Annotated in this window: 15 protein-coding genes, 1 pseudogene and 1 CRISPR repeat array; of the genes and pseudogenes, 8 read left to right on the forward strand and 8 right to left on the reverse strand. The window is 55.4% G+C overall.

Annotated features, from left to right (window positions below; all coding sequences use genetic code 11):
• Window positions 1–67 precede the first annotated feature (67 nt).
• Genes SFA31_RS10085 through SFA31_RS10100 form a run of 4 tightly spaced genes read left to right on the forward strand, consistent with a single transcriptional unit; the run spans window position 68 to window position 4,543 of the window.
• The gene (locus SFA31_RS10085) at window positions 68–1,522 is read left to right on the forward strand and encodes an FAD-binding oxidoreductase (protein WP_322837856.1); all 1,455 of its coding nucleotides are present in this window, start codon (window positions 68–70) and stop codon (window positions 1,520–1,522) included.
• A gap of 30 nt (window positions 1,523–1,552) precedes the next feature.
• A complete protein-coding gene (locus SFA31_RS10090; protein WP_416208351.1) occupies window positions 1,553–2,932 on the forward strand; it encodes an MFS transporter in 1,380 nt (459 codons plus the stop codon).
• On the forward strand, window positions 2,910–3,695 hold the full coding sequence (locus tag SFA31_RS10095; RefSeq protein WP_322837858.1) for an electron transfer flavoprotein subunit beta/FixA family protein: 786 nt from the start codon (window positions 2,910–2,912) through the stop codon (window positions 3,693–3,695). The genes SFA31_RS10090 and SFA31_RS10095 overlap by 23 nt, the downstream gene beginning before the upstream one ends.
• Window positions 3,695–4,543, forward strand: a complete 849-nt coding sequence (locus SFA31_RS10100; protein ID WP_322837859.1) for an FAD-binding protein — start codon at window positions 3,695–3,697, stop codon at window positions 4,541–4,543. The genes SFA31_RS10095 and SFA31_RS10100 overlap by 1 nt, the downstream gene beginning before the upstream one ends.
• Here the strand turns inward: SFA31_RS10100 and SFA31_RS10105 are convergent.
• The 4 genes from SFA31_RS10105 to queD form a co-directional block, all read right to left on the reverse strand.
• Window positions 4,533–5,111 (reverse strand): glycerol-3-phosphate responsive antiterminator, encoded by a 579-nt coding sequence (locus SFA31_RS10105; RefSeq protein WP_322837860.1) that lies wholly within the window; start codon window positions 5,109–5,111, stop codon window positions 4,533–4,535. The two genes, SFA31_RS10100 and SFA31_RS10105, sit on opposite strands and share 11 nt — an antisense overlap.
• 19 nt (window positions 5,112–5,130) lie before the next feature.
• Window positions 5,131–5,403, reverse strand: a complete 273-nt coding sequence (locus SFA31_RS10110) for a ferredoxin family protein (protein ID WP_322837861.1) — start codon at window positions 5,401–5,403, stop codon at window positions 5,131–5,133.
• Window positions 5,394–6,662 (reverse strand): FAD-dependent oxidoreductase, encoded by a 1,269-nt coding sequence (locus tag SFA31_RS10115; protein ID WP_322837862.1) that lies wholly within the window; start codon window positions 6,660–6,662, stop codon window positions 5,394–5,396. The genes SFA31_RS10110 and SFA31_RS10115 overlap by 10 nt, the downstream gene beginning before the upstream one ends.
• A gap of 80 nt (window positions 6,663–6,742) precedes the next feature.
• On the reverse strand, window positions 6,743–7,105 hold the full coding sequence (gene queD / locus SFA31_RS10120) for a 6-carboxytetrahydropterin synthase QueD (protein ID WP_322837863.1): 363 nt from the start codon (window positions 7,103–7,105) through the stop codon (window positions 6,743–6,745).
• 637 nt (window positions 7,106–7,742) lie between these two features.
• Here queD and SFA31_RS10125 point away from each other — a divergent pair.
• From SFA31_RS10125 to cysH, 4 genes and pseudogenes are all read left to right on the forward strand, one after another.
• Complete coding sequence (locus SFA31_RS10125) at window positions 7,743–8,216, forward strand: DoxX family protein (RefSeq protein ID WP_322837864.1); 474 nt, start codon at window positions 7,743–7,745, stop codon at window positions 8,214–8,216.
• Window positions 8,217–8,842: 626 nt separating this feature from the next.
• Window positions 8,843–10,647, forward strand: a pseudogene (gene cysJ / locus SFA31_RS10130) (NADPH-dependent assimilatory sulfite reductase flavoprotein subunit).
• Window positions 10,647–12,359, forward strand: coding sequence for an assimilatory sulfite reductase (NADPH) hemoprotein subunit (cysI, locus tag SFA31_RS10135; RefSeq protein WP_322837865.1), 1,713 nt, complete (start codon window positions 10,647–10,649; stop codon window positions 12,357–12,359). Before cysJ ends, cysI begins: the two are co-directional and overlap by 1 nt.
• 53 nt (window positions 12,360–12,412) lie before the next feature.
• Complete coding sequence (gene cysH, locus SFA31_RS10140) at window positions 12,413–13,147, forward strand: phosphoadenosine phosphosulfate reductase (protein ID WP_322837866.1); 735 nt, start codon at window positions 12,413–12,415, stop codon at window positions 13,145–13,147.
• Between the two features lie 190 nt (window positions 13,148–13,337).
• Window positions 13,338–13,855: a CRISPR direct-repeat array (repeat unit 29 nt; unit sequence GTGTTCCCCGCGCGAGCGGGGATAAACCG).
• Window positions 13,856–14,327: 472 nt separating this feature from the next.
• On the opposite strand, the gene SFA31_RS10145 is transcribed toward cysH, so the two are convergent.
• The 4 genes from SFA31_RS10145 to cas3 form a co-directional block, all read right to left on the reverse strand.
• Complete coding sequence (locus tag SFA31_RS10145) at window positions 14,328–15,023, reverse strand: DUF1120 domain-containing protein (protein ID WP_322837867.1); 696 nt, start codon at window positions 15,021–15,023, stop codon at window positions 14,328–14,330.
• Window positions 15,024–15,166: 143 nt separating this feature from the next.
• Window positions 15,167–15,835: a DUF1120 domain-containing protein gene (locus SFA31_RS10150; protein WP_322837868.1), complete on the reverse strand. Its 669-nt coding sequence runs from the start codon at window positions 15,833–15,835 to the stop codon at window positions 15,167–15,169.
• Between the two features lie 143 nt (window positions 15,836–15,978).
• Entirely contained in the window at window positions 15,979–16,665 is a 687-nt protein-coding gene (locus SFA31_RS10155) for a DUF1120 domain-containing protein (protein WP_322837869.1), read from the reverse strand.
• Between the two features lie 885 nt (window positions 16,666–17,550).
• Window positions 17,551–20,382, reverse strand: coding sequence for a CRISPR-associated helicase Cas3' (gene cas3 / locus SFA31_RS10160; protein ID WP_322837870.1), 2,832 nt, complete (start codon window positions 20,380–20,382; stop codon window positions 17,551–17,553).
• Between the last annotated feature and the right edge of the window lie 499 nt (window positions 20,383–20,881).

Below are 20,881 nucleotides of genomic sequence, written 5' to 3' on the forward strand. Positions count from 1 at the left end.
AACATATTGAAAACGAAACTGGGCGGTTTCTGCTGCATATTTACTCTTAAATCAGGAAGGAAATACTATGTCTTTATCCCGCGAAGCAATTGTTGAACAGGTCAAAGAAATCGTCGGCCCTGAGCGTGTCGTTACCGATGAAAATGTACTGAAGAAAAACAGCGTCGATCGCTTCAGAAAATATGCCGATATTCACGGCGTCTTTACCCTGCCTTTGCCGGCGGCGGTAGTGAAACTAGGTTCGACCGAGCAGGTTTCCCGGGTGCTTTCGTTCATGAATCAGCACAAAATCAACGGCGTTCCGCGCACTGGAGCATCTGCCACCGAAGGCGGGCTGGAAACCGTGGTAAAAAACTCGCTGGTTCTTGACGGTTCTGGCATGAACAAAATCATCGATATTGATATTGAGAATATGCAGGCCACCGCCCAGTGCGGCGTACCGCTGGAAATATTAGAAAATGCGCTGCGTGCTAAAGGCTACACCACCGGCCACTCGCCTCAGTCAAAACCGCTGGCACAAATGGGCGGGTTGGTGGCGACCCGCAGCATCGGGCAATTTTCCACGCTGTACGGCGCGATTGAAGATATGGTGGTCGGGCTGGAGGCGGTACTGGCAGACGGCACCGTCACCCGCATTAAAAACGTGCCGCGCCGCGCCGCCGGGCCGGATATTCGCCATATCATCATCGGTAACGAAGGGGCGCTGTGCTACATCACCGAAGTTACGGTAAAAATTTTTAAATTTATGCCGGAAAATAACCTGTTTTACGGTTATATCCTGGATGACATGAAGCTCGGTTTCGACATTCTGCGCGAAGTGATGGTGGAGGGATATCGTCCGTCGATCGCCCGCCTGTACGATGCAGAAGACGGCTCCCAGCACTTTACTCACTTCGCCGACGGTAAATGCGTGCTGATCTTTATGGCAGAAGGTAACCCGCGTATTGCACAGGCGACCGGGGAAGGCATCGCGGACATCGTTGCCCGCTATCCTGAGTGCCAGCGCGTAGACAGCAAATTAATTGAAAACTGGTTCAATAACCTGAACTGGGGGCCGGAAAAAGTGGCCGCCGAGCGGGTACAAATCCTGAAAACTGGCAACATGGGTTTCACGACCGAAGTCTCCGGCGACTGGAGCTGCATCCACCAAATTTATGAGCGCGTTATTCACCGTATCCGTACAGAATTCCCGTATGCGGATGACATCACGATGCTGGGCGGTCACTCTTCTCATAGCTACATTAACGGCACCAACATGTACTTCGTGTATGACTACAACGTCGTGGACTGCAAACCGGAAGAAGAGATAGACAAATACCACAACCCGCTGAACAAAATTATCTGTGAAGAGACGATCAATCTTGGCGGTTCCATGGTGCACCATCACGGTATCGGCAAACACCGCGTACACTGGTCGAAAATGGAGCACGGCACCGCCTGGCCGCTGCTGGAAGGGCTGAAGAAACAGTTCGATCCGAACGGCATAATGAATACCGGCACTATCTATCCAATTGAGAAATAACCGTCTTAATGGCTTCCCGGCAGGGAAGCCATTCTTCGTACAAGGGAGGGAACGATGAACGCGTCACCGGTACGTATGGACGACCTTCCACTTACCCGTTTTCACTGGCGTATCGCCGGGCTGACGTTTGGCGCGCACCTGACCGACGGCTATGTGCTGGGGGTTATCGGTTACGCCATGATTTCACTTCAGCCGCAAATGCAGCTCACGCCAATTCAGGAAGGGCTAATTGGCAGTTCTGCGCTATTCGGCCTGTTTCTCGGCAGCCTGATCCTGGGCTGGATCTCGGATCGTATTGGGCGCCAGCGGATTTTTACCTTCAGTTTTATGCTCATCACGCTGGCCTCGTTTTTACAGTTTTTTGTCGTCTCACCCGAGCAGCTTATCTTGCTGCGCATCCTGATAGGCTTTGGTCTGGGCGGCGACTATTCGGTTGGCCATACGCTGCTGGCCGAGTTTTCCCCCAAACGCTATCGCGGCATGCTGCTTGGGATGTTCAGCGTGGTCTGGACCATCGGCTACGTGCTGGCGAGCGTCGCCGGCCATGCGTGGATTGAAAGCGCGCCCGGTGCATGGCGCTGGCTGCTAGCCTCGACCGCGCTACCGGCATTAATTATTACACTTATGAGGCTTGGTACCCCGGAGTCGCCGCGCTGGCTAATGCGTCAGGGGCGTATCAGCGAGGCGCACGATATTGTGCGGCGCTTTCTCGGCGCCAATGTCCTGCCGGGGGATGAAATATCTGTCGCTACCACTCGTCGCATCAGCACGCTGTTTTCCGCCCGCTATTGGCGGCGCACGGCCTTCAACAGCCTGTTTTTTATCTGCCTGGTAGTGCCGTGGTTCGTGATTTACACCTGGCTACCGGCCATCGCGAAAACCATCGGTCTGGAAGATGCGCTAACCGCCAGCCTGATACTGAATATGCTGCTTATTGTAGGCGCCGTATTGGGATTGGTACTCACCTGGCTACTCTCCCGGCGGCAATTTTTAATCGGCAGCTTTTTGCTGCTGGCGATTACGCTTACCGCGCTGGCGTTCACCCCACCGGCGCACGGACCGGCGATTTTGCTGCTGTTTACTCTATTTAGCATGACAATTTCCGCCGCCAGCAACCTGGTGGGCATCCTGCCAGCGGAAAGCTTTCCTACCGATATTCGCTCGCTTGGCGTCGGATTTGCGACATCCATGAGCCGGCTGGGTGCGGCAATCAGCACCGGCCTGCTACCGGTAGCGCTGGCAAACTGGGGCATGCGCACCACGCTGTTGCTGCTGGTTGGCGTACTGCTGGGCGGGCTGGTGGTGTCGATGCTGTGGGCGCCGGAAACTAAAAATTTATCGCTGGTTGATGCCGCCGACGGCGGCCCAGCGGCGCAGGGAAGAGACAATGAACATTCTGTTGGCATTTAAAGCCGAGCCGGATCTCGGCATGCTGAGTGAGGCTGACTGGCAGACGGCGGCACAGGGGAATAGCGGGCCGACGCCGGAATTAATGCGCGTGACAATGGGAAATGATGAACAGGGAGCGGCGGAACTAATGCTCCAGGCAAAAGAGCATAATCCACTGCTGTCCCTGAGCGCTATCGCGATTGGCGACGAGCGCGCAATCCCGCTGCTGCGGCATTTAGCGGCGCTGGGGTTTACCCACCGCTCGCTGGTGACCGGCGCGCCGGATGTGCGTTTTGCTCCGGCATTAGTGGCCCATCAAATTGCCAAGCGGGTTAACGATGAGGCAATTTCGCTGGTGTTATTGGGCAGCCAAAGCAGTGAAGGGCAGAACGGCCAGACCGGCTGGCTGCTGGCGGAAATGCTCGGCTGGCCCTGCCTCGGTGGCGTCACCGGGTTAGAGGCAGACCCACAGACGGGCGGCTTTACGGCGCAGTGTGACACGCTTAGTCAGCGCTGCCAGTGGCGGCTGAGCGGGTCAGCCGTATTAATAGTGCAAAACCGCGGCCAAATGGCGCTGCGGGTGCCGGGGATGCGCGCCAGGCTGGCGGCGGCGAATGCAACGGTTGACCGCGTTGCGTTCTGTGATTGCCGCGCGCCGGCGCTCTCTTGCACGGCGCTAACAAGGCCAGCCTCGCAGCGGGCTGGCGAGATTATCGCCGCCGACAGCGCACGAGAGAGCGCGCAGCGGCTCTGGGAAACCTATCTGAGCCGGAGGATGCGCTGATGACCATCGCAATGATTGTTTTGCAGCCGGGCGATGAACGGGAGCTTGCCGCCTTCCTGGCCAATAATCGGCTGGAGAATCAACCGCAGATACTGTGGCGGGTATCTGGCGCTTTTTTCATGGCGGAGCAGCTGCTGGCACCGCTTGAGGCGCTATGCCAACAGCAACCGGCTACGCTACTGCTGTTCCCCGGTTCGCCGCAGGGCGATGAACTGGCAACCCGCCTCGCCTGGCGGCTGCAGGGCAGCGCCGCGTGCCGCGTCAGCCAGTGCAGCGTGGCGGATAAAACCGTAGTGAAGGCGGCTTATGGCAGTGCGCTGACGGCGATGCTGGCCTACAGTTCGCTGCCGCTGTGTATCTCTGTGGCGCGAGATGCCACCGTGCATGCGGCATATCCGCTAATGCCGGAGAGCGAAGAAAATGTCGTACCGCACCCGCTGCGCGCCGCGCTTTCGCCGCCGCAGTGTCTTGAACGACCTATGCATCCATTACAATCTGCACGCGCCGTGCTGGCTACCGGGCAGGGGGCCAGTGCGCCTGTATTCACCGAACTGGCGCACGCGTTGAAGGCTGAACTCGGGTTTACCCGCCAGCGGATAATGTGCGGAGGCTGCGACGAGCAGCGTATGCTGGGCGTTTCCGGCCAGGCAGTGGCACCGGCCGTCTGTATTATCGCCGGCGCTTCCGGTGCGGCGGCGTTTATGGCCGGAGTGAATCAAAGCGAGTTTATCGTGGCGATTAATACCGATCCCGCAGCGCCGGTGTTCGCCGCTGCGGATGTGGGAATTGTAGGGGATGCGGAAGAGGTGCTGCAGGCGCTGGCGGCATGCCGCAGCGTTAGCGATTGAGATTCTTTGCCAGCGCCCAGACATCCGTATTGGTGGTAGAGAGCGCGGCGACGCCTGCGGCCAGAGCATTGCGGGCATCTTCTTCATCGCAGACCAGCCCGCCGGCGATCAGCGGCTGGCGCACCTTCTCCGTTACCCAGCTCAGAACCTTCGGCATACAGCCCGGCAGGATCTCGATACAGTCGGCGTTCGACTGGGCGACCTGCTTGTCGATATTGTGAAAAGAGATGGAATCCACGAGAAAGATCCGATGAATGCAAAAATAGCCTTCGGCGCGGGCGGCCTTCAGCATGCTGGCTTTAGTACTGATTATCCCATCGGCATTGGTCACCAGCTTAAGAAACTGGATCACCACTTCTTTGTTTGATGCGCCTTCCAGCAAATCGACATGAATAAAGGCTATCTTTCCGGCCTGTTTAATTTTTTGGACTATCGCGCTGATGGTACAGATATTGCCATACAGCACCGAAATAAACTGGCACTCGGAATCAATAGCAAGCTGCAGGCTGGCGTTATCTTTTACGGCAGCAATAATGGGATGTTGTCTCAACAGGCGAAGTAGCGTCACGCAGAGATCCTTACGTTAATTAACCAAAGCGCAGCGCTATTCCGCAACCCGATGCCGGATAGCGCCACTGTTTTAGCGTTGAAGAGCCCGCAATCACTCGACAGCAGCCGCACTCCAGACAGCCGCGATAGTTTATCATCGCCACGCCCGCCGCGTTGCGCTGAAACAGCCCGGCGGGGCAGACTTTTTCCAGCAGTGCGAACTGCGCCTCACTGATGTTTTCCGCCAATACAATATGCGACTGCCCCGCCGCAGCGTAACTATTGCGGGCGAGGCTTTCATTTACAGACATTTCAAGCTCCTTAGTAAAGTAGCCGACAGCCGCCGTAAGCCCGCGCGGTGGCCGTGGCGCAGCAGCGTTCGCCAAAGGGACGGAGAAACTTGCGCGTCGGCGCGGCTCATCTCGGCCAGCACATCCCGACAGAAAACCGGCGCCTGCTGATACCAGACGCTGCTTTGCAGCAGCGCAGGATGATGGCGATAGCGCCGGAGCTGCTGCCACAGCGGGCTGCCTTCCAGCGCGCTGGCGTAAAGTGCGGGCAGTGACGAAGCCGGGCCGCGGATATGGGCGATGACCGTTTCTGCCGCCGCCTGCGCGTTCAGTAACGCCATATCCATGCCGCGCACCGTCAGCCCGGTATTAATACAGGTGCCCAGCGCGTCGCCGATGAGCAGCCAGCCCGCGCCGGCGCGCCGGGCTGGCAGGGCGTGTAGGCCGCCTTCCGGCACCAGATGTGCGCCGTACTCCAGCGTCTCTGCGCCGTGCACCAGCGGGCGCACCGACGGATGATTTTTTAGGGCGCCTAGCAAAGTCGCCGCCGCCGCCGGGCCGTCGCGCAGCGAAGAGAGCGGCGCGACAACCCCCAGCGACAGCGTATGCCGGTTGGTATATAAGAAAGCGCCGCCGGGTTGGCTGCCGAACAGATGCCCGCTGAACAGCCAGGCGAGGCCGCCATTTTCTTCCAGCCGAAAGCGCGCCTGCATAAGCGCCGGATCGAGCGCGAGCGTCTCTTTAATACCCAGCGCCATACTTTCCAGCGCCGGTGCCGGGCGCAGCCCGCTGCGTTCCGCCAGTTCGCTGTTTGCCCCTTCCGCCAGCACCACTACCCGTGCCGTCAGCGCTTCGCCTTCGCAGACTACGCCCGCGATGCGCGCTCCCTGCTGATGCAAGCGCTCAGCCGTCACGCCGCACAGTAGCTGCGCTCCCGCCGCTTCGGCCCGGGCCGCCAGCCAGGGATCGAACCGGGCGCGCAGCACGCTCCACGACTCGTTCACCGGGTGGTTGCCGCTTAGCGTAGTATCACCATCGGCGGTGAGCAGGGAGAAGTTCTCGCGGGTAATGTGCCGCTCCAGCGGGGCGCTGGTTTGAAAATCGGGAACGATGTCCGCCAGCGCGTAGCCGTAAAGCCTGCCGCCGGAGAGGTTTTTACTGCCGGGCTGCTCGCCGCGCTCGATAAGCAGTACCGAAAGCCCGGCGCGGGCGCAGAGCAGGGCGCAGGCGCTGCCTGCAACCCCGGCGCCGATAATAATTACGTCGTAGTCGTCCGCCATCTGTGCTCCTCTCTTCCTGAGGGCACAACCCTAACATGGCGGTTTAAAGGGGAGTTTGATGCCTGCCGCAAAGGCGGGAATTAGTCGCCGCGGTAGACGCAGCCTGCGGTGCAGGTTTCTTTTACCAGCACGGCGCTCAGCAGAGGTAAATTGGGTTTCATTTGCTGCCAAATCCAGTGCGCCAGTACTTCGCTGGTAGGATTTTCCAGCCCGGGGATGTCGTTCAAATAGTAATGATCGAGGCTATCCAGCGTGGGTTTAAACGCGGCTTTCAACTCTGCAAAGTCCATCACCCAGCCGGTATGCGGGTCGACCTCCCCGGTAATTTCCAGGCGCACCATAAAAGAGTGACCGTGCAGGCGCCCGCATTTATGGCCTTCCGGCACGTGCGGCAGACGGTGAGCAGCTTCGAAAGTGAAATCTTTAAACAGTACGGTTGGCATAACAGACTCGCAGAGTGGCAAAAATGGCAAAAAAACCGGCGTAGGGTACAGGAATTAACGTTTTTTAGCATTAATTAAAGCCCGAAATTTCACGCGGCGACGCTGGCTGCATCGTTGTCGGGTAGGCTAAAGCCGGCGGTTGCGGCGGTGTTATGCGGCTGCGATAAGCGAAGTTCTGGTCTGCAGGAAAGGCGATTTTTGTAATCTATTAGTCACTTCCTGCAAATCGTTATTTTCATAGCTGCCAGTAAGGGGGATTGCTATCCCCGAAATATCAGGCAAGTGAAATATATGCGTTCTGCCTTAATAAATAACAACGTGCTGCCATTTAATTAAACCCGGCGGGGATACTTTAAAGAATAGTGCCATCGGGTTTATTTAAGCGATGTCCAGCGTTTTTAAAATTAGCCGGCGTTGAGACCGGTGATTGGAAGCCTATAAATTGGAGCTTTTTAGGAGAATACACTGGAGCATATATTATTGATTAAGTTAAAAATCATTATATTACATAAATATGTTAAAGCTGGTTTAAACTGGCTGCTTATTCTGCCTGGCTACAAAGTGGTTCTATTTGCGGCTGGACTGCCACTTTGGCAGAACTTATGATGGCGTATTCTTTAATAAATTCGGAGTCATTATGCCGAAGATCCTGTTACCTCTGCTTAACTCGCCGGGAAACGCTAAATATTTACCGCTGACGTTAATGCGCATTGCTCTGGGTTTATTCTTTTTCGCTTCAGGTTTTAATAAAGTGTTTGTGCCTGAAAACCAGGCGTTGATGCTGGAAACTATGATTCAGGCTGGCATATTTTTCCCAACGTTTATGGCTGTATTTGTGGCTTTGTGCGAAATGCTGTGCGGTTTGCTGGTCGCCGTAGGGTTTCTGACCCGACCAGGTGCGCTGGTGCTCATTATTATCAACACTGTGGCGCTATTTACCGTGGGTTTGCACCATATACCGGGCGGCCTGAATATACTGACCTGGTATAGCTGGCTGTTTTATTTACCCGAGCCGTCTTATATCCTTATTTGTATTATGCTGATTATACAAGGCTGCGGGCCGTGGGGCCTGGATAGGGCTATCAGCTCCCGTTTTATCGCCAGTTACTAGCCTTCACGCATAATCGTCAGCTATGTTAACCCACAATTGATGAGCGGCCCGGTTTATACCGAGTTAGCCGCTCGTAGCTATTCCAGAGCGCTGCCTTTGGGTTATCCCTATTTTACTTATATTGACTCATTTTATTCTTGCCAGTATCGATGCCGTATCAGGAAATAGACTTCGCGGCTCCCCTCAGTCAGCACGCTCCCTGACAGCGGTCTCCGATTAGGCATCCAAAGGGTACGCAGCGGCGGTAATAAAATAATGCCGCTTCACCGCGTGCGAGAATTTTGCCCTTCAGTTATTTCCTGCCCGATGCTATCTGAATTTCTAATTAATAATCAGCAACATAGATAACCGCTTTCAGCGATATTCAGTACCTATAAAAGCGGTTAGCGCATTTAGTTATTTGTTATTGCCATCCTTTCTTTCATACGCATTCTTTCACTGAGTTACCTTATCCCCTGATGTTAAAACCCGGTGCAGACCTGAACGTAAGCCGCGATTAAGGCTCTCTGGCCGTCGGTTTACCCTGAAACGATCGCCTGCGCTATTGGCATCTATTTACGGATTATCGGATTGCCAGAGCCGGAAATCCGCGTTTGGGTGGTTGCAGGTTGAGGAAAAAATAACGCATGACAACACAGGCTCCTTTACGCCGGCGCTGCCGCTCACCCCGGAGCAGCTCGCGCGGCTGCAGGCGGCGACGTCCGATCTTTCGCCCACGCAGTTAGCGTGGGTGGCAGGCTATTGCTGGGGCGCGCTGAACGCTCAGCCCGGTGCGTCCAGCGCCGTGCCGCAGGTGACTCACGGCGCACCGGCGATTACGCTTATCTCCGCTTCCCAAACCGGGAATGCAAGGCGCGTTGCTGAATCCCTGCGCGATGATCTGCTGGCAGCGAAACTGACGGTTAACCTGGTCAACGCCGGAGAGTATAAATTTAAGACTATCGCTGCGGAGCAGTGGCTGATTGTTGTGGCCTCAACCCAGGGAGAAGGCGAACCCGCGGAAGAAGCGGTAGCGCTGCATAAATATCTGTTTTCGAAAAAAGCGCCGCGCCTGGATAGCACCGCGTTCGCGGTGTTTGGCCTCGGCGATAGTTCCTATGAATTCTTCTGCCAGGCCGGGAAAGCGCTGGATGCCCGGCTGGCGGAGCTGGGCGCGGAGCGCTTGTTAGACCGCGTGGATGCCGACGTGGACTATCAGGCCGCCGCCGATGCCTGGCGCGCGCGGGTTGCTGCGGCGCTGGCGTCACGCGTGGCGCAGGGGGAGCCGCCCACCTCCGGGGCTGCGGTAACCGGCGCGGTGAATGAGGTACATTCCAGCCCTTACAGCAAACAGGCGCCGCTGACGGCGACGCTGGCGCTGAATCAAAAAATAACCGGGCGTGATTCTGAGAAAGACGTGCGCCATATTGAAATTGAGTTGGGGGATTCCGGTCTGCGCTATCAGCCGGGGGATGCGCTTGGCGTCTGGTATCAAAACGACCCGGCGCTGGTGCAGGAGTTAATCGGGCTACTGTGGCTCAACGGAGACGACGCGGTGAGTGTCGGCGGGCAAACGCTGCCGCTGGCCGAAGCCCTGCAGCGGCGCTTTGAACTCACGGTAAACACCGCCGGTATAGTGGGAAACTACGCCACGCTGACCCGCAGCGAAGCGCTACTGCCGCTGGTGGGGGATAGCGATAAGCTGCAGCGCTATGCGGCCGCCACGCCGATTGTCGATATGGTACGTTTCTCTCCGGCGCAAATAGACGCTCAGGCGCTGACTGAACTATTGCGCCCGCTTACGCCGCGCCTGTACTCCATCGCCTCTGCGCAGGCGGAAGTCGGTAACGAAGTGCATATCACCGTCGGCGCCGTGCGCTATCACATCGAAGGTCGGGCGCGCTCGGGCGGCGCATCCGGTTTCCTTGCCGACAGGCTTGAAGAAGACGGTGAAGTTCGCATATTTATCGAGCATAACGATCGTTTTCGCCTGCCCGCCAGCCCGGAGACGCCAATTATCATGATTGGCCCCGGCACCGGCATTGCGCCGTTTCGGGCTTTTATGCAGCAGCGTGCGGCAGAAGGTGCAACGGGTAAAAACTGGCTATTTTTCGGCAACCCGCACTTTACTGAAGATTTTCTGTATCAGGTGGAATGGCAGCGCTACTACAAAGAAGGACTACTCAGCCGAATTGACCTTGCCTGGTCCCGCGACGAGCGGCAAAAAATCTACGTACAGGATAAATTACGCGAGCAGGGCGCGGAAATCTGGCGCTGGCTCGGTGACGGCGCGCATATTTACGTGTGCGGCGACGCTGCCCGTATGGCGAAAGACGTGGAACAGGCGCTGCTGGACGTGATTGCAGATTTTGGCGACATGGACCGTGATGCGGCGGATGAATATTTAAGCGAGCTGCGCATTGAGCGCCGCTATCAGCGAGATGTCTACTAATGAGCGACAAACATCCAGGCCCTTTAGTGGTCGACGGTAAGTTAGCCGATGCCGAACGCATGAAGCTTGAAAGCAACTATTTGCGCGGCACCATTGAGGAAGATTTGCACGATGGCCTGACCGGTGGATTCAACGGTGATAACTTTCTGCTGATCCGCTTTCACGGCATGTATCAGCAGGACGACAGGGATATCCGCGCCGCGCGCGCCCAGCAAAAGCTGGAGCCGCGCCATGCGATGATGCTGCGCTGCCGCCTGCCCGGCGGTGTGATAACGCCGGCACAGTGGCAGGCAATCGACCGCTTCGCCGCTGAAAATACGCTCTATGGCAGCATCAGACTCACTAACCGTCAGACTTTCCAGTTCCACGGTATTCTGAAAAAGCATCTGAAGTCGGCGCATCAGATGCTGCATTCGGTCGGGCTGGATTCGCTGGCGACCGCGAACGACGTGAACCGTAATGTGCTGTGCACCTCAAACCCTTATGAGTCTGAACTGCACGCGCAGGCCTATGCGTGGGCGAAAAAAATCTCTGAGCACCTGCTGCCGCGCACCCGCGCTTATGCGGAGGTTTGGCTCGACGGAGAAAAAATTGCCACCACGGACGAGGAGCCGATCCTCGGCCAGACCTATTTGCCGCGTAAATTCAAAACCACCGTGGTTATCCCGCCGCAAAACGATGTCGACCTGCACGCCAATGACATGAACTTTGTCGCGGTTGCACAAAACGGCCGGCTGGTGGGGTTTAATTTACTGGTCGGCGGCGGGCTTTCCTTCGAACACGGCAATAAAAAAACCTATTCCCGCACTGCCAGTGAGTTCGGTTATCTACCGCTGGAGCACACTCTTGCGGTAGCGGAAGCGGTGGTGACCACTCAGCGCGACTGGGGCAACCGTACCGATCGTAAAAACGCGAAAACTAAATATACCCTGGAGCGGGTGGGCGTTGACGCGTTCAAGGCTGAAGTGGAGCGCCGGGCCGGGTTACGCTTCGCGCCTGTTCGCCCGTATGAATTTACCGGGCGCGGCGATCGCATCGGCTGGGTAAAAGGCATCGATGACCGCTGGCATTTGACGCTATTTATTGAGAATGGGCGTATTTTGGATTACCCGGGCCGGCCGTTAAAAACCGGGCTGCTCAAGATTGCGCAAATTCACGGCGGTGAGTTTCGCCTGACGGCTAACCAAAACCTGATTGTGGCGGGCGTGCCGGAGAGCCAGAAGCTGAACATTGAAAAGCTGGCGCAGGAACACGGGCTAATGAATGCGGTGACGCCTCAGCGCGAAAACGCGATGGCCTGCGTGTCATTCCCCACCTGTCCGCTGGCGATGGCGGAAGCCGAACGCTTTCTGCCGTCCTTTATCGACAAAATCGATGGCCTAATGGCCGCCCATCGCATGCGCGACGAGCATATTGTTCTGCGGGTGACCGGCTGCCCGAACGGCTGCGGCCGCGCGCTGCTGGCGGAAGTGGGGCTGGTGGGTAAAGCGCCGGGGCGCTACAACCTGTATTTAGGCGGCAACCGGAGCGGCACGCGCATTCCGCGAATGTACCGTGAGAACATCACCGAGCCGGAAATTATTAAAATTATGGATGAGCTGATTAGCCGCTGGGCGCAGGATCGACAAGACGGCGAGGGATTAGGCGATTATACGGTGCGAGCGGGTATTATTCGCCCGGTCGTCGATCCTGCCAGCGATTTTTGGGCGTAGCGCACGCGCCGGGTTTCCGGCGTACTTCCGGCAGGCTGATAAACGAGGTAACGATGTCTGAATTCTGTCTTAATACGTTAAATGCGCAGCCGCAGGCCGAACGCGAGCAGGCGCTGGCGCACGACAATCAGCGGCTGGCTTCCCTTGGCGCCGAAGCGCGCGTTGCGTGGGCGCTGGCGCACTTGCCTGGTGAACACGTGCTTTCCTCAAGTTTTGGCATTCAGGCGGCCGTGTGCCTGCATTTAGTCAACCAGGTCGCACCGGGTATCCCGGTGATCCTGACCGATACCGGCTATTTGTTCCCTGAAACGTATCGCTTCATCGATATGCTAAGCGACAAACTCCAGTTGAACCTGAAAGTGTACCGCGCAGCGCAAAGCGCGGCCTGGCAGGAGGCCCGCTACGGGAAGCTTTGGGAGCAAGGCGTTGACGGCATTGAAAAATATAATGCAATTAATAAAGTTGAGCCGATGGATCGCGCCCTGCGCGAATTAAATGCTCAAACCTGGTTTGCCGGCCTGCGGCGCGAACAGTCCGCCAGCCGTGCGCATTTACCTGTACTGGCGATAGCGCGCGGGATATTTAAGGTGCTACCGATTATCGACTGGGATAACCGCGCAGTTTACCAATACCTGCAGCATCACGGGCTGTCTTATCACCCACTGTGGGATGAGGGTTATTTATCCGTCGGTGATACGCACACAACCCGCAAATGGGAACCGGGCATGAGCGAAGAGGAAACGCGCTTTTTCGGCTTAAAGCGGGAGTGCGGCCTGCACGAAGGCTGAGGTTTACGCCCCATTGCGAAGATTTTTGAGGCATCTTTTCGGTAGAATGTGATATCAACCCTATCCTCTATTTTCTATTTCTTTAAAATCATACGGTTAGCGCTCTTTGTGATGCTGTTTTTTTGAGCGATTTTTTGGTGGGATTTTATTTGCCAATAAATAGTATATTAAACAGCTAGTTACGCTAAGGGTGTTCCCCGCGCGAGCGGGGATAAACCGGTTGAGGAGATCCACTCGGTCAACGTCAGAACGTGTTCCCCGCGCGAGCGGGGATAAACCGCGGTAGTGCGTCCTGACTTCGTGGACATTGATGTGTTCCCCGCGCGAGCGGGGATAAACCGCATGTTGTCGCAGTCTGGTTTTGACTGGTGAGGTGTTCCCCGCGCGAGCGGGGATAAACCGTAGCGGTTATTAATTACAGTGGCAGCGTTGGCGTGTTCCCCGCGCGAGCGGGGATAAACCGCCGCCTGTGTTGTTGGGGATGATGCCCATCATCGTGTTCCCCGCGCGAGCGGGGATAAACCGCATTTTTTAGATTTTTTTATCCTCTCCACGCGGTGTTCCCCGCGCGAGCGGGGATAAACCGCAGCACCCGGAATGCAGCCTGACCCTGCGACAGTGTTCCCCGCGCGAGCGGGGATAAACCGGCAACTATCGCGTCATGGTGGTGCGGTTGATAGTGTTCCCCGCGCAAGCGGGGATAAACCGACCCGCTAAGGAATGCCGTGCCATAACCCAGCGTGGTCCTCGTGCCTGGGGCTAACTCACCATTTACGCCCCGGTTTTTCAGAGTAGAGGGAAAGATTGTTATCCGGAAGTGGGGGCGCGTCATACGCGATTTCTTAACGCGTGAGTGAGTGCCTGTCTGACAAAAACGCACCGTTTTGAGCACATCAGATAGACAATTTAAAGGAATAATAGAGAAAATATTACATAAAAATCAATTGGATGATAGTCGGCTCATCTAAGTGAGCCCGTTCGCCTTATATCGCTAACAGACGGGCAGCGCCGACTAATTTTCATGTTGCTCACATTTTGTGAGCAAATATAGAAAAAGTGCCCGCGGCTGCGTGAACCTGCGCCGGATTAATTCTCTGTTTTGTTAGCAGCAACCTCAAAAAATAAGGCTCCGACGCGCGGAGCCTTATACAAAGGAGCGATCGAGGAATGTGTAATTTAATTACAGGTAATATAGTTCGATGGTGGTTTGCCCGTTAAGGTGCACAGCTTTGGTGAGATCCAGCTCAGAACCTTTATTAATATAGGCTTGGGTTTGCAGTGTTCCGGTTAAAGTGGTGAACGCTAACGGAGTATTTTCACCATCTTTTGAGAAGCTGTAAGTGTAGTTACTGGTTCCTGGCGTAATCCAGGCGCCAAAGTTTGAGGTGCCGCCGTTCCAGGATGCGCCGTTGTTATCAGAAAATATCACCCCCGGCGTGATGCTTCCGTCAATAGTGACATCGGTACCAATCAATATCATTCCATAGCCGCCCACTTTTTTTCCATTATCGGAACCTAATCCGGCAATATATTTCGACGTAGCAGTATACGTTTTTCCATCCAGGGCTTTCTGGCCAACGGGGATAACTCTGCTGTCTTTTTGTAAATCAATGGAGCGTATCGCTACTTTGCTGGGAGCGTCGCATTTAATTGAGAATTCGACGGTTTTTATCGGAAGCGAGGTGTAATCATCCATATTAATGGCGCTGGCTTTAATGGTGCCGTAATCGATGGTGTCACCGCCGGCCAGCGCGGGCTTACACGCCGCTGGTACAATGGTGCCAATAACCTTAACGTCAACGCTATCAGCGGCCATCGCGGCATTGGTGGCCAGCAAAATAGCGGCGGCGGCGATAATATTCCCTTTACCCAACATCTTAAAACTCCTGTTATCCACGGTGCTAAGTATCATTCTTATACATAAAATAAGGTGAGTTTTAGCCTGCATTCGGCAGCGGAAATAAGGCCCAGGTTCTGGGCCTTAACGCACAAGCAAGCAATAAACGAATAAAGCAACAATTACAGATAATACAGCTCGATGGTGGACATACCGTCGAGATGCACCGCCTTTGTCAGATCCAGCTCAGAGCCTTTATTGATGGCGGCCTGCAGCTGAAAAGTTCCATTTAAGGTAGTGAAAGCCAGCGGTGCATTATCGCCGTCAAGCGTACCGACCGTGGCTATAGAGCCCGGGCTTAGCCATACATAAAGCGGCTTAAGCCAGGAAGCGCCATTATCCTTAGACAGAAGATATTTGACGGGAGTCCCGCCATCGACGCTAACCGCGCTGAGTAACATACGATAAGCGCCAATTTTTTGAGTTCCGTTCATACCCAGCCCCTGCATAGGGGTGGAATCATCGACGCCCACGGTCAGTATCGTTTTGCCAATAGGTCGGACCAATGAGTCGCTTTTCGCATCAATGGTCTTAAGAGCGACTTTTGCCGGTGCGTCACAGGTAATAGTAAAATTGACAAGCTTTTTCGGCAGCACGGTATAGTCATCCGGTGCGATATTGCTGGCTTTGATGGTGCCGTAATCGATGGTGTTGCCGCCGGCCAGTGCCGGAGTGCAGGCCGTTGGGACGATGGTGCCGATAACTTTAACGTCAACGCTATCAGCGGCCATCGCGCTGTTGACTGCCAGCGCCAGAGCGGCGGCGGCGATAATTTTCCCTTTACTGAACATGATGAAACTCCTGTTTCCCATGGTGCTAAATATGATTCAGTTATATAAAGCAAGATAAGTATTAGTCGGCATTTAACAGTGTAAATAAGACCTAAACTTTGGGCCTTCACACATAAGGAATGAATCAACGACAGAAGCAGTGATTACAGATAGTACACTTCAATGGTGGACATACCGTCGAGGTGCACGGCCTTAGTCAGATCGAGCTCAGAGCCTTTATTAATGGCGGCCTGTACGGAAAGCGCGCCCGTCATGGTCTTAAAGGCGACGGGTAGTAGAGAGCCAGCTTTGGCCCATGAGTAGTAATAGCCTTGGGTAGGACGCACGCCCTTAACATCGGTTTTTTCCCACTTGGCCGTGGAGGTTGGCTGAGTGCGGGTAAAAATAGCATCCGCACCCGTGGTACCATCTAATGATACGGTATCTGGCTCAATCCACATTAAGTAGCTGCCAATTCCCTTGCTGTCAGCCTTACCCAGACCAAACATTTTTGACGTACCTGTAATGGTCGTACTGCCAAAGGTTTTTCCTACAGGTCTGATAATGCTATCCGCTCTGGCATCGATGCCATGAATAGAAATTTTTGCGGCAGCATCACATTTGATGGAGAAGTTTAGGTTTTTCTCCGCTAATACGGTGTAATCATCCTGAGCGAGGGTATCAGCTTTAATCGTGCCGTAATCGATGGTGTCACCACCTTCCAGCGCTGGAGTACAGGCTGCGGGAACAATAGTACCGATAACTTTAACGTCAACGCTATCAGCGGCCATTGCGCTGTTCACTGCCAGCGCCAGAGCGGCGGCGGCGATAATTTTCCCTTTACTAAACATCTTACAACTCCTGTTTTCCCGGTGTTGAATATCTTCCGTTGATGTGAAAAAGGGGCTTCCTATTTGCTCCCTCTGGTTTGAGATAGTACTTACTGGATTGATAAAGAAAATACCGAATAAAACCTTTAAGAAAAGTCACTTTATTGTTTGTGTGTTAATCTTTTGTTTTATAAGGATAACTTTACAAGGTGACTATTCTTAAATGAATTTTTACTTCAAAAACCGGTTATTCTTGGCCGGTAAGTAAAGATGAGTGAGGGGGTATTTTGAGGTTTTAGGGTATTTTTATTCGGATTAATCACCTTATTGCTATTTCATAACGTTATCGTTTCGCCACAATACTTAAGTGCCGGATGACAATCGCCCGGCGCGTATTTTTATGCGATATCCAATGGGAGATAAAGTCCAGTAACCGGCCTTAAATAGCGCACATATTGATAGGGTGGAGTGGTGGAATAAACTACGGGCAGGCGATTCTCAGCATAAATATTCACAAAAAAAGCCTGGCAGAACAGCCTGCAAATAAGCTCAGGGCTGGCAAAGAGATACTTTCCCGTGCCTGAACGATATGGATGGGGGCTAACCGGGCGCGTTTAAGGCTGGATGTTTGCTAAAGCGGCTGTACAAAAGAAAGTGCCGTACCGCCGCTGCCGGGCGCACAGGCTGGCTGTCTTGATGAAAGCCGCGCTCCTGCGTTAGCCGCGCCCGGATGTCTAAATGCGCCGCCTGTTGCGGTTGGGGCGCCTCTGGGCGGCAATCACCGCGCTGCGGCGCCCGCCCGGCGTAACCGCGCCGACGCCCAATGGCGGTAACCATCGCGCCGGGGCGCTCGCCCGGTGTAATCGCGCCGACGCCCGATGGCGGCAAGCTGCGTTTTAATTCAGGTCACTCCGCCACTGGCGTATTACCGGTTAGCCCAAAGCGTTTGCTGTAATACGGGGCTTCTCCCTGCGCCGAAACCATAATTACCAGCGCCGCCGGGCGCCGTATGCGGTGGCGGAATTGTTCGAGAGTAGCTTCGTCCGGGCAGTTAAGCGCCGCAGCGTGCTTTTGCCACCAGGTGAGGCGAACGGAAAGGCGGCTCTTTTCCCAGCCGAAATCGCTGTCGTTGACGATAGGGCGCAGCCGCATTTCTTCATCCTGGCAGGCGAGATAAACGTCGACGGTTTTTTCACCGAGGCGGGTAGAAAACTCCACGTCCTTTTCCCATAACAATTTGCTGGCCTTCCGGCAGTAGCCCTTATTTCGCTGTAGCAGAAATTGCGCGGCCTCGGCGCGCTTACCGAGGTTTTTGCCGTAAGCGGCATTGGCGCTTTTCTGCAGCGTATCGGACATCTCGATTTTTGGCGGAGAAACGCCGCCGGGCGGCTGATGCGCGCTATTCTCGCTTAAGTCGAAAGTGAGCTCGGTGATGTCCTGCAGCGTGTCCGGCGCCGTAATTTTTTGCTCATATACGCCGTCGATCAGCGCTCTGGCGTTGCCGGGCATATCGATTACCCCATGCGAGCGCAACAGCGCCTGGGTGCGCCACAGCGTGGCGTGATCCGGGTAAACGTAGCCGGTGCCGCTTAGCGCCTCACCCAGCCAGCCATTTTTCGCGTCGGGCTGCCATTCCGGAGCCAGAATGTGTAACACCGGTGACGGGCGCTCATCGGGAAGTTCGGTTTTACATTGCCCGCATGCGTCGCGAATATGGCGCTGCAAGCGCCCGGCGCGCTGGATTAATAAATCAACCGGCGCGAGATCGGAAATCATTACGTCAAAATCAAGATCCAGGCTCTGTTCTACGACCTGGGTCGCGATAAGCACTTTGCCCCGGCGCATATTCCCCGGTGCGCTTTTGCCGAACCAGTTTAGCGTCTGTTCTTCAATCGCCATTCTGTCGGCAAACGCGAAGCGGCTGTGAAACAGCAGCAGATCCTCGGCGGGCAGTCTGCCATCTTTCAGCAGGCGCAGGAAGACGGCGATGGCGTCATCAACGGTGTTGCGGATCCAGCATACGCACTGGCCGGCTTCAACTGCCTGCCAGATAAGCGCCAGCGCGTCGTCGCAGGTATATATCCAGTCCACCGCGACCCGGCGCTTTACCTCGCGCTGGGTTTCCAGCGGCGGCGTGTCAAGCCCCGTAGCCGCCAGGTGAGACAGCCAGGGGTATTCGGCCTCTTTGGGCGGCAGCGGCGCGCTAAAACCGGCCCCCTGGTGAAAGGCGGCGAGCAGCTTTTCTCGCAGCGAGGCGGGGAGGGTGGCGCTCAGGATGATCGCGCTGCCGCCGCTGGCGGCGTGAAAGTGCAGTAGCCCTTCCAGTAGCCTCACCATATAGCCGTCGTAGGCGTGAACTTCGTCGAGCAGCAGGATTTTATTGTGCATGCCGAGTAAACGCAGGGACTGGTGGCGAAACTGCATCACGGACATCAGGACCTGATCCAGCGTGCCGACGCCGATGTCCGCCAGCAGCGCCTTTTTGCGCGAGTCGGTGAACCAGACGTGGCACTCCGCCGTGGCGCTGGCGTCGTCCTGGCTATAATTTTCCGCCGTTTCGCTCTCCGGCTGCCAGACGGACTCCCGAAATAGCGATGACATGTCGCGCCCGCCGTGCGCCAGAATCAGCGATGGTCTGGCGTCATCCACAAACAGCGCGCGGTATGCGCCGGCCAGCCGCTGATACATGGCATTGGCGGTCGCCATCGTCGGCAGCCCCACGTAAAGCCCCTGGCCTTTGCCGGCAGACAGCAGGCGCTGGGCGAGGATCAGCGCGGCTTCGGTTTTCCCCGCGCCGGTCACGTCTTCCATAATAATAAGCTGCGGGCCGGGGGCGGAGATATCCAGCGTGGTAGCCAATTGCTGCAGCGGCGTGAGCGTGTCGATAAAAGGGAACAGCGTTTGCGGGGAGCGCCACGCGCTGTGGGCGGCGTGGGCCGGGAGCCGGGCCGCCGCGCGCCGGGCTTTTTCACAGCTCTGAGACCAGTAGTTGGCGATGGGCATGGGCGCGCTTATTAGCGGAAACTGGGTTTCATCCGAGCCCATCCAGTCGGCAAGGGTCATTACACCGGCGAAAAACCAACTGTGCTCCCTGAGCGCCTGCGTGCCTTCCTGGGTTTCCCAGGCGGCGGGCAGGGTAACCGGAAATAACTGACTTAGCGCCGCGAGGAAATGTTCTGCGGCCGTGATATCCGCGTCATCAAAGGCCAGCGAACCCCCGGACGCGTGGGTATCGGGCGGGATGCCGTGATGGCCGGTGCTGACCGACATCCAGACATCGAGTGCCTTTTTCAGTTTTGTGCGCGCGGCTAAAGGAATATCGCTAAATATTTCGTTCTCGCTCTCTTTTTCACGCCAGCGCTTTGTGAGTGTGCTCCAGAGATAGAAACCTAATGCATCATGGCGCTGAGAGGTGGCGACGCCAGCCAGCGCAGGCACCAGCGGGCTGCCGGGGAAGGTAGCGAAGCGCTGAAACCCGCGCGCAAACTTGCCGATATCGTGGCAGGCAAATAGCCAGGCTATCCAGTTTTCGGCGTTTTTACCGGTTAGCCCGCAGGCTGCTAACACGTCTTTAATGCCGAACTGATTGCGTTTAACTATTATCAGGGCGCAGGCGGCGACGTCCAGGCAGTGCCAGGCCAGCAGATGATAGGGGTCGTTGCCGGGTCTGCCCGAGCGGTTAGTTTTCCCCCAATATGATAAAAAATCCTGAACTGTAGAAACTGTCGACGCAATCATCCTTTCCATCCAAAGCCGTAGATATAATGTGGAATTTTACAGCGAACGTGAACTAACCCGCTGTGATGGCTGGCGAAATTTATGCTGAGGGTGGCATGGTTATTGGCGGCGCGAACAGGCGGGGGAGATTATCCCCGCTCGCGCGGGGAACGGTGCTTCTTATGAAATCTGAGTATGATCTCACTATAGGTTTATCCCCTTTAGTTAAAGGGAATAAAGGAAGTTTATCAGACTCAATAAAAACCATACATCTTTTCAACTATGAAGAGCGTGTTGTGTTTTTATAATCTAACTATCTTTTTTATTGCGTAGTTGGCGGTAACTCATTAATATAATTTATCAATGAGGGGCTGGAAACTATGGACCCTCTTAGGAGAGGGCAACCAAAACTGAAAACGACATAAGCAACCGTATTTTAAATGGATGCCTTCAGTATAAGCAACATGAAATGGAAACCGTTGTCATGCCGAACATGGTGTTCAATGTAACTTTTAACCTC

The sequence above is a fragment of the Erwinia sp. HR93 genome (assembly GCF_034555055.1).
GTDB classification, from domain to species: domain Bacteria; phylum Pseudomonadota; class Gammaproteobacteria; order Enterobacterales; family Enterobacteriaceae; genus Apirhabdus; species Apirhabdus apintestini.

Excerpts from the sequence above, each read along its gene's own strand:
- SFA31_RS10085 (WP_322837856.1), top strand. The coding sequence starts at position 68 with ATGTCTTTATCCCGCGAAGCAATTGTTGAACAGGTCAAAGAAATCGTC.
- SFA31_RS10095 (WP_322837858.1), top strand. The coding sequence starts at position 2,910 with ATGAACATTCTGTTGGCATTTAAAGCCGAGCCGGATCTCGGCATGCTG.
- SFA31_RS10100 (WP_322837859.1), top strand. The coding sequence starts at position 3,695 with ATGACCATCGCAATGATTGTTTTGCAGCCGGGCGATGAACGGGAGCTT.
- SFA31_RS10110 (WP_322837861.1), bottom strand. The coding sequence starts at position 5,403 with ATGTCTGTAAATGAAAGCCTCGCCCGCAATAGTTACGCTGCGGCGGGG.
- SFA31_RS10115 (WP_322837862.1), bottom strand. The coding sequence starts at position 6,662 with ATGGCGGACGACTACGACGTAATTATTATCGGCGCCGGGGTTGCAGGC.
- queD (WP_322837863.1), bottom strand. The coding sequence starts at position 7,105 with ATGCCAACCGTACTGTTTAAAGATTTCACTTTCGAAGCTGCTCACCGT.
- SFA31_RS10125 (WP_322837864.1), top strand. The coding sequence starts at position 7,743 with ATGCCGAAGATCCTGTTACCTCTGCTTAACTCGCCGGGAAACGCTAAA.
- cysI (WP_322837865.1), top strand. The coding sequence starts at position 10,647 with ATGAGCGACAAACATCCAGGCCCTTTAGTGGTCGACGGTAAGTTAGCC.
- cysH (WP_322837866.1), top strand. The coding sequence starts at position 12,413 with ATGTCTGAATTCTGTCTTAATACGTTAAATGCGCAGCCGCAGGCCGAA.
- SFA31_RS10145 (WP_322837867.1), bottom strand. The coding sequence starts at position 15,023 with ATGTTGGGTAAAGGGAATATTATCGCCGCCGCCGCTATTTTGCTGGCC.
- SFA31_RS10150 (WP_322837868.1), bottom strand. The coding sequence starts at position 15,835 with ATGTTCAGTAAAGGGAAAATTATCGCCGCCGCCGCTCTGGCGCTGGCA.
- SFA31_RS10155 (WP_322837869.1), bottom strand. The coding sequence starts at position 16,665 with ATGTTTAGTAAAGGGAAAATTATCGCCGCCGCCGCTCTGGCGCTGGCA.
- cas3 (WP_322837870.1), bottom strand. The coding sequence starts at position 20,382 with ATGATTGCGTCGACAGTTTCTACAGTTCAGGATTTTTTATCATATTGG.